General features: G+C 72.8%; 13 protein-coding genes. 3 read left to right on the forward strand and 10 right to left on the reverse strand.

What is annotated here, in order from left to right:
* Positions 1-156: 156 nt before the first annotated feature.
* The 4 genes from JQN83_RS22615 to JQN83_RS22630 all read right to left on the reverse strand — a co-directional run bounded on the left by JQN83_RS22615 (position 157) and on the right by JQN83_RS22630 (position 2,274).
* On the reverse strand, positions 157-813 hold the full coding sequence (locus tag JQN83_RS22615; RefSeq protein WP_208569160.1) for a DedA family protein: 657 nt from the start codon (positions 811-813) through the stop codon (positions 157-159).
* Between the two features lie 77 nt (positions 814-890).
* Positions 891-1,376: a YcxB family protein gene (locus JQN83_RS22620; protein ID WP_208569161.1), complete on the reverse strand. Its 486-nt coding sequence runs from the start codon at positions 1,374-1,376 to the stop codon at positions 891-893.
* A gap of 33 nt (positions 1,377-1,409) precedes the next feature.
* Positions 1,410-1,844 carry a VOC family protein gene (locus JQN83_RS22625; RefSeq protein WP_208569162.1) on the reverse strand — a complete coding sequence of 145 codons (435 nt, stop codon included), beginning with the start codon at positions 1,842-1,844 and terminating at the stop codon, positions 1,410-1,412.
* A gap of 37 nt (positions 1,845-1,881) precedes the next feature.
* Positions 1,882-2,274 carry a VOC family protein gene (locus JQN83_RS22630; protein ID WP_208569163.1) on the reverse strand — a complete coding sequence of 131 codons (393 nt, stop codon included), beginning with the start codon at positions 2,272-2,274 and terminating at the stop codon, positions 1,882-1,884.
* A 162-nt stretch (positions 2,275-2,436) separates the two neighbouring features.
* Here JQN83_RS22630 and JQN83_RS22635 point away from each other — a divergent pair, with 162 nt between their 5' ends.
* Positions 2,437-5,304: an aconitate hydratase gene (locus JQN83_RS22635; RefSeq protein WP_208569164.1), complete on the forward strand. Its 2,868-nt coding sequence runs from the start codon at positions 2,437-2,439 to the stop codon at positions 5,302-5,304.
* Between the two features lie 117 nt (positions 5,305-5,421).
* Here JQN83_RS22635 and JQN83_RS22640 read toward each other — a convergent pair whose 3' ends face one another.
* The 4 genes from JQN83_RS22640 to JQN83_RS22655 all read right to left on the reverse strand — a co-directional run bounded on the left by JQN83_RS22640 (position 5,422) and on the right by JQN83_RS22655 (position 9,338).
* Positions 5,422-6,033 carry a GTP-binding protein gene (locus JQN83_RS22640; protein ID WP_208569165.1) on the reverse strand — a complete coding sequence of 204 codons (612 nt, stop codon included), beginning with the start codon at positions 6,031-6,033 and terminating at the stop codon, positions 5,422-5,424.
* On the reverse strand, positions 6,014-6,400 hold the full coding sequence (locus JQN83_RS22645; protein ID WP_208569166.1) for a DUF742 domain-containing protein: 387 nt from the start codon (positions 6,398-6,400) through the stop codon (positions 6,014-6,016). Before JQN83_RS22645 ends, JQN83_RS22640 begins: the two co-directional genes overlap by 20 nt.
* 5 nt (positions 6,401-6,405) lie before the next feature.
* On the reverse strand, positions 6,406-6,828 hold the full coding sequence (locus JQN83_RS22650; protein WP_208569167.1) for a roadblock/LC7 domain-containing protein: 423 nt from the start codon (positions 6,826-6,828) through the stop codon (positions 6,406-6,408).
* Between the two features lie 77 nt (positions 6,829-6,905).
* Positions 6,906-9,338: a sensor histidine kinase gene (locus tag JQN83_RS22655; RefSeq protein ID WP_208569168.1), complete on the reverse strand. Its 2,433-nt coding sequence runs from the start codon at positions 9,336-9,338 to the stop codon at positions 6,906-6,908.
* Between the two features lie 291 nt (positions 9,339-9,629).
* Between JQN83_RS22655 and JQN83_RS22660 the strand changes: the two genes are divergently transcribed.
* Positions 9,630-9,878, forward strand: coding sequence for a DUF2630 family protein (locus JQN83_RS22660; RefSeq protein ID WP_208569169.1), 249 nt, complete (start codon positions 9,630-9,632; stop codon positions 9,876-9,878).
* A 47-nt stretch (positions 9,879-9,925) separates the two neighbouring features.
* Here JQN83_RS22660 and JQN83_RS22665 read toward each other — a convergent pair whose 3' ends face one another.
* Positions 9,926-10,855: a serine protein kinase RIO gene (locus JQN83_RS22665; RefSeq protein WP_208569170.1), complete on the reverse strand. Its 930-nt coding sequence runs from the start codon at positions 10,853-10,855 to the stop codon at positions 9,926-9,928.
* A 157-nt stretch (positions 10,856-11,012) separates the two neighbouring features.
* The gene (locus JQN83_RS22670; protein WP_208569171.1) at positions 11,013-11,660 is read right to left on the reverse strand and encodes an HAD family hydrolase; all 648 of its coding nucleotides are present in this window, start codon (positions 11,658-11,660) and stop codon (positions 11,013-11,015) included.
* Positions 11,661-11,891: 231 nt separating this feature from the next.
* Between JQN83_RS22670 and JQN83_RS22675 the strand changes: the two genes are divergently transcribed.
* Positions 11,892-12,464, forward strand: coding sequence for a TetR/AcrR family transcriptional regulator (locus JQN83_RS22675; protein WP_208569172.1), 573 nt, complete (start codon positions 11,892-11,894; stop codon positions 12,462-12,464).
* Positions 12,465-12,482: the final 18 nt, after the last annotated feature.

Consider the following 12,482-nt stretch of genomic DNA (forward strand, 5'->3'; position numbering starts at 1 on the left):
CGGATGAGCGTCGACAACCTCGCCGACTGGATCGCCACCCGCGGCTACACCTCCTGACCCGCTACTCACACTGACCTCGGACACCGATCGGGCCGCCCCCACCCGGGGGCGGCCCGATCGTCGTCGGTAGGGCCGGCTCCCGCGCCCGGTTGCAGCTCAGCGGTCGGTGCCGGCCGCCACCGGTTCGGCCTCGTCGGTGGTCGTCGTCGACTCCAGGCGGCGGGCCCGGCGGCGCAGCCACCAGGTGCTGGCCACCCCGCCGAGTACGGCCAGGACCAGGCCGGCCCAGGAGATGTCCTTGAGCCAGTGCTCGGCCGCCCGGCCCAGGGTGTAGAGCAGGTAGGTGGTGCCGAAGGCCCAGACCAGGCCGCCGGCCGCGTTGGCCACCAGGAACCGCCGGTACGGCACGTGCAGCGCGCCGGCCAGCGGCCCGGCCAGGATGCGCAGCAGGGCGACGAACCGGCCGAAGAACACCGCCCAGACGCCGTGCCGGGCGAAGCTCTGCTCGGCTCGGGCGAGTTGTGCGGGGCCCAGGTGTTTCGGGAAGCGCCGGCCCAGCCGGGCCAGCAGCGGACGGCCACCCCGACGACCCACCGCGTAGCCGACGGAGTCGCCGACGATCGCGCCGAACGCCGCGGCGGTGGCGACCCAGTGCGGCTCGACCACCCCGGTCGCGGCCAGCAGGGCGGAGCTGACCAGCACGATCTCGCCCGGCAACGGGACACCCATGCTCTCGACGCCGATCACCCCGGCGACGATCAGGTAGACAACCCCCGGGGGAAGCGCTACGAGCCAGTGCTGAACGTCGACCACTACGGCACCCCTTCCGACCCGACCTCGAACCCTACCCGCGCCGGACGGGGCGGATGGCCCCTCGCAGCGGGCTGCGGTCAGCGGGGTGTGAGCAGGCCCCGGGCGGTCATGAAGGCGTGCAGCGTCGCGGCGTCCCCGGGGGGCATCAGCCACCGGGGGATCACCGTCGCCGGCATCCGGCCGACGTACACGATCCAGAAGTCGTCGGCCTCCCGCACCTGGGCCACCCCGTCCCAGGCGATGCCGCCGGACTCCGAGCCGCTGCGCATCATGATGTTGTCGTCGGTGATGTCGTAGCCGCCCTCGACCGCGTAGTCGTCGGAGCGGCGTCGGGCCCGCCAGCGCACCCAGGGCGCGTAGAGCATCGACAGCAGCCCGCCCACGAGCAGCACCAGCCACAGCGACGAGAACCGGCCACCCCGGGAGACGAGCAGCCCGACCGCCCCGGCCGCCGCCAGCGCCGCGCCGATGAGGGTGAACCGGCGCAGTCGGACGCTGCTGAGCGCGGCGGCCACCCGACCCGGGTAGGCGGGGTCGGCGGGGACGTCGAAACGGATGTGCACGCGGAAACGATAGTCCGGCGCGGCGGCGGTGGCTCAGTCGAGGCAGAACTCGTTGCCCTCGACGTCCTGCATCACCAGGCACGACTCGTCGTAGCCGTCGGCGGGCATCAGGCGTACCCGGGTCGCGCCGAGGGCGACCAGCCGGGTGCACTCCGCCTCCAGCGCGGCCAGCCGCTCCGCACCGACCAGGCCGGGGCCGATCCGCACGTCGAGGTGCAGCCGGTTCTTGACCACCTTGCCCTCGGGCACGCGCTGGAAGAACAGTCGCGGGCCCGCACCGGTGGGGTCGACGCAGGCGAACGCGGAGCCCTGCCGCTCGGGCGGCAGGGACCTGTCGAACGCGCCCCAGTCGGCGAACCCCGGCGGCGGTGGCGGGACGACGTAACCGAGCACCTCGCACCAGAACCGGGCGACCCGTTCGGGCTCCGCGCAGTCGAAGGTGACCTGGACCTGCTTGACCGACACCATCGGCACACCGTAGCGGCCGGGTCCGACACGGTGGCGCTCAGCGACCGGGGGCCGCCGGCCGGGTCGTCCGGTCGGGCAGCGGGGCGACGAACTCCAGCCGGTTGCCGTGCGGGTCGGCGGTGTGGAAGCGGCGCATCCCGGGCAGCTCGTCGTCGTCACCCCAGGTGACCGGGTGGCCGGCGCGGGTCAGCCGGTCGGCGAGGGCGTCGAGGTCGGGGCGCAGCAGCGCCGGGTGCGCCTTGCGGGCGGGCCGGAAGTCGTTCTCGACGCCGAGGTGCAGTTCGGCGTCGTACCCGGTGAACCAGCAACCGCCACGGGCGGCGAGGGTCGGGGGTTTGGGTTTCTCGGTCAGGCCGAGGATGCCCACGTAGAAGGCCCGGGACGAGTCCTCGGCACCGGGCGGGCAGGCGAGCAGCACATGATGGATCATGGTGGCACCTCCTCGTCCCGAACCCTGGCACGAGGTTGCGTGAATAGCAAGACGGACGTACGGTTTTGTTGGAAGACGACGAATCGGCAGTAAGTGTTACCTAACCTGGGCGGCCCTCCGCCTGGTGCGACAGACTGCTCAGGACTACTCACGGTCGCTGGTGTGAAGGAGTACGACGTGGCGAGCCTCGACACCTTCGGTGCGAAGACCCAGCTACGCGTCGGAGACGCGAGCTACGAGATTTTCAGGATCGGCCAGGTGCCGGGGCACGACAGACTGCCCTACAGCTTGAAGATCCTGCTGGAGAACCTGCTGCGGACCGAGGACGGCGCGAACATCACCGCCGACCACATCTCCCAGCTCGGCGCGTGGGACCCCACCGCCGACCCGAGCGTGGAGATCCAGTTCACCCCGGCGCGGGTGCTGATGCAGGACTTCACCGGCGTGCCCTGCGTGGTCGACCTGGCCACCATGCGCGAGGCCGTCCGCGAGCTGGGCGGCGACGCCACCAAGGTCAACCCGCTGGCCCCGGCCGAGCTGGTCATCGACCACTCGGTCATCGCCGACCTGTTCGGCCGCGAGGACGCCTTCGCCCGCAACGTCGAGCTGGAGTACGAGCGCAACAAGGAGCGCTACCAGTTCCTGCGCTGGGGCCAGAGCGCGTTCAACGAGTTCAAGGTCGTCCCCCCGGGCACCGGCATCGTGCACCAGGTCAACATCGAGTACCTGGCCCGCACGATCATGGCGCGCGCAGAGGCGTCTGGAATCATGCAGGCGTACCCGGACACCGTGGTCGGCACCGACTCGCACACCACCATGGTCAACGGCCTGGGCGTGCTGGGCTGGGGCGTCGGCGGCATCGAGGCCGAGGCCGCGATGCTCGGCCAGCCGGTCAGCATGCTGATCCCCCGGGTCGTCGGCTTCAAACTGCACGGCGAGATGCCGGCCGGCACCACCGCCACCGACCTGGTGCTCACCATCACCGAGATGCTGCGCAAGCACGGCGTCGTCGGCAAGTTCGTCGAGTTCTACGGCCCCGGCGTCAGCGCCGTGCCGCTGGCCAACCGGGCCACCATCGGCAACATGTCCCCCGAGTACGGCTCCACCGTCGCGATCTTCCCGATCGACGCCGAGACCGTCCGCTACCTGGAGCTGACCGGCCGGGACGCCTCCCAGGTGGCGCTCGTCGAGGCGTACGCCAAGGAGCAGGGTCTCTGGCACGACCCGGACCACGAGCCGGAGTACTCCGAGCGCCTGGAGCTGGACCTGGGCACCATCGAGCCGTCGCTGGCCGGGCCGAAGCGCCCGCAGGACCGGGTGCCGCTCGGGGTCGCCAAGACGCTGTTCCGCTCGGCGCTGACCGACTACGTCGCCGACGACTCCGCCGGTGAGCGCGACCTCAAGCCCGGCGTCGCCCGCGAGCAGCTCCCCCGGGGCGCGAACGGCCCGGCCGACGAGGCCAGCGCCGAGTCGTTCCCGGCCAGCGACCCGCCCGCCAACGACTTCAGCGACCCCGCCGACGAGCCGCGCGACCTGGAGACCGCCGCCGTCGGCGCCGGGGGCCGGGCCAGCAACCCGGTCCGGGTCACCGGCAGCGACGGGGTGGAGTACGAGCTGGACCACGGCGCGGTGGTCATCGCCGCGATCACCTCCTGCACCAACACGTCCAACCCGCAGGTGATGATCGGTGCCGCCCTGCTGGCCCGCAACGCCGTCGACAAGGGCCTGAGCCGCAAGCCGTGGGTCAAGACCACCCTGGCGCCCGGCTCCAAGGTCGTCATGGACTACTACGAGCGGGCCGGCCTCACGCCCTACCTGGACAAGCTCGGCTTCAACCTGGTCGGCTACGGCTGCACCACCTGCATCGGCAACTCCGGCCCGCTGCCGGAGGAGGTCTCCGCCGCCGTCAACTCCGGCGACCTGGCCGTCGTGTCGGTGCTGTCGGGCAACCGGAACTTCGAGGGCCGGATCAACCCGGACGTCAAGATGAACTACCTGGCGTCCCCGCCGCTGGTGGTGGCGTACGCGCTGGCCGGCACGATGGACATCGACCTGGCCAACGAGCCGCTCGGCGAGGACACCGAGGGCAACCCGGTCTACCTGCGCGACATCTGGCCCAACAGCGCCGAGATCCAGGACGTCATCGCCCAGGCGATCGGCGCGACCGGGTTCAGCGCCGCCTACGCCGACGTGTTCGCCGGTGACGAGCGGTGGCAGTCGCTGCCCACCCCGACCGGCGACACGTTCGCCTGGGCCGACGACTCCACCTACGTCCGCAAGCCCCCGTACTTCGAGGGGATGCAGCAGGAGCCGAGCCCGGTCGTCGACATCGCGGACGCCCGGGTGCTGGCCAAGCTGGGTGACTCGGTGACCACCGACCACATCTCCCCGGCCGGCGCGATCAAGGCCGACTCCCCCGCCGGCAGCTACCTCGCCGAGCACGGCGTGCCGCGCCACGAGTTCAACTCGTACGGCTCCCGCCGGGGCAACCACGAGGTGATGATCCGGGGCACCTTCGCCAACATCCGGCTGCGTAACCAGCTGGTCCCCGGTGTGGAGGGCGGCTTCACCGTCAACCACCTGACCGGTGAGCAGACCTCCATCTACGACGCCTCCACCGCCTACCAGGCCGCCGGCGTCCCGCTGGTCATCCTGGCCGGCAAGGAGTACGGCTCCGGATCGTCGCGGGACTGGGCGGCCAAGGGCACCATGCTGCTCGGCGTCCGGGCGGTCATCGCCGAGTCCTACGAGCGCATCCACCGGTCCAACCTGATCGGCATGGGCGTGCTGCCGTTGCAGTTCCCGGTGGACACCACCGCCGAGTCGCTCGGTCTCACCGGCACGGAGACCTTCTCCATCACCGGCGTCACCGCGCTCAACGACGGCGACACCCCGCGTACGGTGCGGGTCAGCACCGACACCGGCGTGGAGTTCGACGCGGTGGTCCGGATCGACACCCCCGGCGAGGCGGACTACTACCGCCACGGGGGCATCCTCCAGTACGTGCTGCGCCGCATGATCGCCAGCTGACGTCGGCGTACGAAACGGGCCCCCTCCAGCGTGGAGGGGGCCCGTTCCCGTCGACGGGGTGGCGTCGGGTTCGCCGTCACCGACGCGACGAGCAGCAGCGGGAAGGCGCGACCGTCGTCAGCGGCCGCCGACCGCGCGCCGCCGGGAGTTCCGGGTCTTCATGGCGTGCTCCAGCAGGGTGATCAGCACGTTGCGGCTGGACTCCCGCTGCCGGGCGTCGCAGAGCAGCAGCGGCACCTCCGGGTCCAGGTCCAACGCCGTCCGCACCTCGTCGAGGCCGAACCGCCGGGCCCCCTCGAAACAGTTCACCGCCACCACGAACGGGGTGCCCCGCCCCTCGAAGTAGTCGATCGAGGGGAAGCAGTCGGCCAACCGGCGGGTGTCGGCCAGCACCACCGCGCCGAGCGCACCCACCGCCAACTCGTCCCACAGGAACCAGAAGCGGTCCTGACCGGGGGTGCCGAACACGTAGAGCACCAGGTCGTCGCTGATGGTGATCCGGCCGAAGTCCATCGCCACCGTGGTGGTGCTCTTACGTTCCACCCCGGACAGGTCGTCGACCCCGATGCCGGTCTCGGTCAGCACCTCCTCGGTACGCAGCGGACGGCTCTCACTCACCGCACCGACCAGTGTCGTCTTGCCGGCCCCGAACCCACCCGCCACCAGAACCTTGAGCGCGGTGGGCAGCACCCGTGCCCCCGCCGGACGTTCAGAGCGCCCGTAGTCCATTGATCACCGCCTCGTAGATGCTCTCGTCGTTGACACCGGCCGGCTCCCGGGGTTCCTGTACCCGGACCAGGTCCCGTGCCACCAGGTCACCGAGGAGCACCCGTACGGTGCCCACCGGCAGGTCCAGTCGGGCCGCGACCTCGGCCACCGACTGCATGCGCTGGGTCAGCGCCACTATCGCCACGTGTTCGGGCCCCAGCCCGGCCTCCTCGACCGCGTTCGTCCGGGTCGCCGTGACCAGCGAGATCAGGTCGAACGAGCCGGCCACCGGGCGGGCCCTGCCCCGGGTGACCGCGTACGGGCGGACCACCGGGCCCGCGTGGTCGTCGACCCACTGCTCGTCCGCGGGGTCGCCGTCGGCGGCCATCGCGGTCAGCTCCCACCGGACGACTGGTCGACACCCCGGGCCGGGGACGCCACGTACTTACCCACCCGGGCGACCAGCATCGCCATCTCGTACGCGATCAGGCCGACGTCGGCGTCGGTGCCGGCGAGCACCGCCAGGCACGCGTTCGGCCCGGCCGCGGTGACGAACAGGAACGAGGACTCCATCTCGATGATGGTCTGCTGGACCTGCCCGCCGCCGAACCGTTTGCCGGCGCCCCGGGCCAGGCTCTGGATGCCGGCGGCCATCGCGGCGAGGTGTTCCCCGTCGTCGCGGCCCATCCCCTCGGACGCGGCCATCAGCAGGCCGTCGGTGGAGAGCGCGACGGCGTGCTCGGCCTGCTTCACCCGGCCGACCAGATCGTCCAGCAACCACGTCAGGTCGGCACCGGATGCCGTCGTCTGCCCCACTCGTCGTCCTCTTCCCCGGCGGTTCCGCCGTGCTCGGTTGCCGTGACCCCGTGGACGTCGCGTCCGTCGCGACGCCGTCAGGTGGCCGGGCGGTCTGCGTCGTCCGACCGGTCACCGCTGCGGGTGCCCTCCGACAGCCGGGCCGCGTCGGTCCGGCCGCGTCGGGTGCCCGACTGGTAGGCGCTCATCATCTGGCGCACCTGCTCGGGTGCGCGCCGGACCGCAGCACCGGCCCCGGTCTCCCCACCGGTCGGGGGTTCCCGCAGCTCGGGCGCCAGGTTCGCCTGTCGTACCCGCACCGGCAGGCCCGCGTCGGTCACCGGCCCCTCCACAGTAGGCGACGGCGGGTCGGCGTCGGCGTCCGCCGTCCGTGCGTCCCCGGTCACCGCGACGGTCGGGGTGGACGGTCGGGCGACGGTCACCGGAAGACCGGTCGGGACGGTCGGCGCGTGCAGCGCGTCCTGCGCCGGGCGTCGCTTACGGGACCGGGCCGGCAGGCCCGCCGGGGTCACCGCGTCCGACGGCGGTACGGCCCTCGGGCTCACCGGGGGCCCCGCGTCGGCCGCCGGTGTGGCCTCGGCGGTGGCCGGGCGTCGGGCGACGACCGGAAGCGCGCCGGACGGGCTCGGGTCCCCCGGCACGACCAACTCCGCCGGGATCAGCACCACGGCGGTGGTCCCCCCGTAGGCGGACTCCTTGAGCTGCACCTTCACCCCGTGCCGCCCGGTCAGCCGGCTCACCACGTACAGCCCGAGCCGGGCGGCGTCGGCCAGGTTCAACTCGGACCGGTCCACGATGCGGCGGTTGGCGGCGAGCAGCTCCTCGCCGGTCAGGCCCAGACCACGATCCTCGATCTCGATGGCGAACCCGGCGGTCACCAGGTGACCCCGCACCTCGACGGTGGTGTTCGGCGGGGAGAAGGACAGGCCGTTCTCGATCAGCTCGGCGAGCAGGTGGATCACGTCACCGACCGCCCGGCCGGCGAGCGCGACCGGGCCGAGCGGCAGCACGTCCACCCGGGTGTAGTCCTCGACCTCGGCGACCGCGCCGCGCACCACGTCCACCATCGGCACGTTGCGTCGCCACGCCCGGCCCGGGGTGGCGCCGGAGAGCACGATGAGGTTCTCCGCGTTGCGCCGCATCCGGGTGGCCAGGTGGTCGACCCGGAACAGGTCCTCCAGTTCCCCGGCGTCGTGTTCGCGACGTTCCATCGCGTCGAGCAGGGTGAGCTGGCGGTGCACCAGCGCCTGGGTCCGCCGGGCCAGGCTGAGGAACACCCCCCGGACGTTGCGGCGCAGCTCGGCCTGCTCGACCGCCGTACGGATGGCGGTCTCCTGGACGGCGTTGAAGGCCCGGCCCAGCTGACCGATCTCGTCGTCGCCGAAGTCCAGCGGCGGGGCCTCGCGGGCCACGTCGACGTCCTCGCCGTGACCGAGGCGGTCCACCACTCCGGGCAGCTGTTCGTGGGCCAGCCGCAGCGCGGCGTCGCGCAGCCGGGCCAGCTGCCGGACCAGGTGCCGGGCGGTGCTGATCGACACCACGATCGAGGCGATCACGGCGATCAGGCCGAGGCCGGCGGCGAGCACCAGCCGGACGATGACGCCCACCGCGACCGGGGTGGCCCGGTCGATGAGCGCGTCGCCGACGCTCACCCCGAAGTCCACCTGCGCCTGCATCGCCGGCCCGACGGTCGACTGCCACTCCTGCTCGGTCAGCGGCAGGGTGGTGCCCGACCGGGCCTGCTGGATCACCCGGTCCTCCAGCAGCCGGAACCGGGCCACCGCGTCCGAGCCGGCGAGCTGGTCGTAGCGGACCCGGTCGGCCGGGGACAGCTCGGCGACCGCCTCCGCCGTCTGGTAGCGCTGGGCGCCGACCAGTTGGGTGAAGCGGGCGTACTCTTCGCCGGTCATCCGGCCGGCCGCGAGCACGCCGGTGATCAGGGCATCCTGTTGGGAGATCAGCTCCCGCACCTGGTAGAGGTCGACCAGGGTCTCGCTCTCCGCGGCGATCCGCGTGTCGTCGAGCTGCCCCAGCGAGCCGTACATCCGCAGCACCCCGGCGAGGACCCCGGTGTACGCGGCGGACGCCTCGGCCCGGGTCATCCCGGCGTCGCGCACCGACTCCCGGATGCCGGTCAGGCCACTCAGGCCGGTCAGCACCTCGTCGACCCGGCGGCGGGTGTCCTCGCCGGTGGCCAGCTCGGCCTGCCAACTGCCCACCGAGGTGCCGAACTCGTCCGCCACCTGGTCGGTGCGCTGCCACTGGGTGCTCAACGCGTCGAGTTGCCGCTGGGCCCGCTCACCCAGGTAGGCGTTGGCGAGCCGCCGCTCCTCCTGGAGCGCGGTGAGCAGCGACTCCCCGGGGTCGGCCACCCGGCTGTTGAGGGTCTGCACCCAGAGCAGGTTGAAGCCGTCACCGACGGTCACCCAGGCGGCGAAGGACCAGAGCGCGACGAGGGAGGTGAGCAGGGCCACGATCTTGGTACGCAGACGCGTGCTGCCGGAACCCATCACACCGCCCCCGGGCCGGACCGTGGCCACCGGACGCCCGACGCGTCACGGCACACCTGAACCCGGCGCACGCTAGCAGTCGGCACCACCATCGCTCAAGCCATGCTGATCATGGAGGCGGGGCCGGTGCCGCAGGTCCTGGGGCGATGGTGACCACCGTGGATGGTGCCGGCACCCCATGAGGCAGCCGACCCGGCGACCACCCGGCGCGGGCCACGGCCGCCTGGCCGCCGGCGGACCGGCCGGCCCCGAACACGGGCGCGGGCGATCCTGCTGTGCCAGGCTCATGGCATGGACGACAAGACCATCCTGCACCGGATCTCGGAACTGGTCGACGAGGAGCACCGGCTCCGCTCGGCCGCCCAGGACCACGAATCCGGCACCGACGACGAGGCCAAGGAACACCTGCGCGCGCTGGAGGAGTCGCTGGACCAGTGCTGGGACCTGCTGCGCCGCCGCCGGGCGGCCCGGGAGGCGCACGGCGACCCGGAGGCCCAGGGGGCCCGACCGGTGTCGGAGGTCGAGCGTTACCTCCAGTGACGCCCCGACGTCCCGGACGGCCGGTTGCCGTCCGGGACGTCACCCGTTCAGCGCACCCCCGCCTCGCGCAGCAGCAGCTCGGTGAGGGCGGCCGGGTCGGTGTCGGCGGCGGGCAGCCCCCGGGCGGTGAACCAGGTCGCCACCACCCGCACGTCGCGGGCCAGGAACTCCGGTCCCTGCGGGTTGGCCACCACGTCGACCACCTGCGGCAGGTCGATCATGACGAGCCGCCCGGCGTGCACCAGCAGGTTGTACGGCGACAGGTCGCCGTGGGCGTAGCCGGCCCGGGCCAGCACCACCAGGGCGTCCACCAGTTGCTCCCAGAGGGAGCGCAGCGGGGCCGGGTCGGGGCGTACCTGGGCCAGCCGGGGTGCGGCGGTCCCCTCGTCGGGGTCGCCGACGAACTCCAGCATCAGCTCGGTGCCGAGCAGCTGCACCGGGTACGGCACGGCGATCCGCCCGGATTCCGCACCGATCTCCCAGAGCCGGGACAGCGCGGCGAACTCGGCCGCCGCCCACTGCCCGGCGATCATCTGCCGGCCGAACGCCGTCCGGCCGGCCATCGCCCGGTTCTCCCGGGACCGGCGCACCCGGCGTCCCTCCAGGTAGCCGGCGTCGCGGTGGAAGAGCCGGTGCTGGGCGTCGCGGTACCGCTTGACGGCCAGCAGGCAGGACCGGTCGGTGTCGGGCACCGCCCGGCGGACGAGGTGCACGTCCGCCTCCTTGCCGGTCTTGAGCACACCGAGTTCGGTGTCCCGGGCGGCCAGCTCGGTGACCAGCCACGGCGGGTGCGGTTCGGGACCGTGCACGGCCTCGTCCCAGGAGGACCAGTGGTCCTCGGGCTCGGGCTCGGGTTCGTCCTCGGGTGCGGTGCCGGCCGGCTGCCGGCCGTACGTCAGGAAGGTTGTCTCGTCGTCGTCGAAGCGGCTTCTGCCGCGGCCACGGCGCTGCGGCGCCGGGAGGTCGTGTTCGCGCACGGTGCTGGTGATCCCTTGGTCGAGGCTGGTGAGGGCAGGTGGTACGACCCTGCAAAGACGGCCATGACCGACCTCCTCTCCTCGACCGGGCCCCGCCCGGCTGCGCGCTCCCGCGCGGGCCCATGCTGACCGATACCCCGCCCGGCGCACAACCGGATTACCCCCCGGCGAGCACCACCGAGACCGCCGCGATCAACGAGTCGACGGTACGGGTGGGGGCGAACCGCCCGTCGGTCCAGCTGCGCCCCCGGTGCAGCCAGACGCTGGGCAGGCCGACCGCGGCGGCCCCGCCGATGTCCGCCTCCGGGCTGTCGCCCACCACCCACGCGCCGCGCAGCGGCAACCGGGCCCGTTGGGCGGCCAGCGCGAAGATCCGGGGGTTGGGCTTGCTCACCCCGGCTTCCTCGGAGATCACCCAGTCGGCGACGTAGCGGTCGAGGCCGGTCTGCCTGATCTTGGCGTCTTCCAGCCGGACCGAGCCGTTGGTGACCACCACCGGCAGCCACCCGGCGTCGTCGGCGATCCGCAGCGCGCAGGCGACCAGCGGGTCCAGCCGGGTGTAGCCGACCACCCCGTCGTGCAGCTCCTCGACCAGGTCGATGGAGGGGATGCGCAGCGCGTAGCGGTCCCGGATGGCGTCGGCGATGTCCCACCGGTCGGTGAGGCCGTCGGCGTCGATGGACAGCAGCCAGTCGATGTCGGTGGCCGGGGCGCCGATCTCGGCCAGGAAACTCTCGGCCCAGGCGCGGAACGGCCCGGCCCGGTCGAGCAGGGTGTTGTCCAGGTCGAGCAGGAGCAACGGCACTGAGGCACCTTACGGGAGGAAGGACCGCCGCCGACAGGGTCGAACCGCCCGCCGGCGACCGTCGGGCTGCCGGGGCCGGATGGGGGCGGTGGGCGGGTAGGGGGAGGTGACCGGGGCTGTCGGCACCGGCCGATCCTAACCGGACGGGCGTTCGGCAGGACGAGGTGACGACCCGATAGCAAGCCGTACGTACGGTTTGCCTTGCGGAGGGTCACCTGCGACGATCGACCCGTGCCCAGAGTAAGTCAGGACCAGCTCGACGCGCGCCGGCAGGAGATCCTGGGCGCGGCCCGGGCCTGTTTCGCCCGGCACGGCTACGAGGGTGCCACCGTGCGCCGGCTGGAGGAGGCGACCGGCTTGTCCCGGGGCGCGATCTTCCACCACTTCCGCGACAAGGACTCACTCTTCCTCGCCGTCGCCGAGGACGACGCCGCCGTGATGGTCTCCACGGTGGCCCGCCACGGCCTCGTCCAGGTGATGCGGGACCTGCTCGCCCGCGCGGTCTCCCCCGACACCACCGGCTGGCTGGGCAGCCAACTGGAGGTGTCCCGGCGGCTGCGGACCGACCCGGCCTTCGCCCGCCGGTGGGCGGAACGCTCCGCCGCCATCGCCGAGGCGACCCGGGACCGGCTCGCCCGGCAACGCGACGCCGGGGTGCTCCGCGAGGACATCGACATCGACGTGCTGGCCCAGTTCCTGGAGCTGGCGTACGACGGGCTGGTGCTGCACCTGGCGATGGGCCGGCCCGCCGGTGACCTGGGGCCGGTGCTCGACCTGGTCGAGGAGGCCGTCCGCCGGCACTGACCCACCCGGGCCGGCAGC

Origin of the sequence: Micromonospora antibiotica, from assembly GCF_017599305.1 — a bacterium.
GTDB classification, from domain to species: domain Bacteria; phylum Actinomycetota; class Actinomycetes; order Mycobacteriales; family Micromonosporaceae; genus Micromonospora; species Micromonospora antibiotica.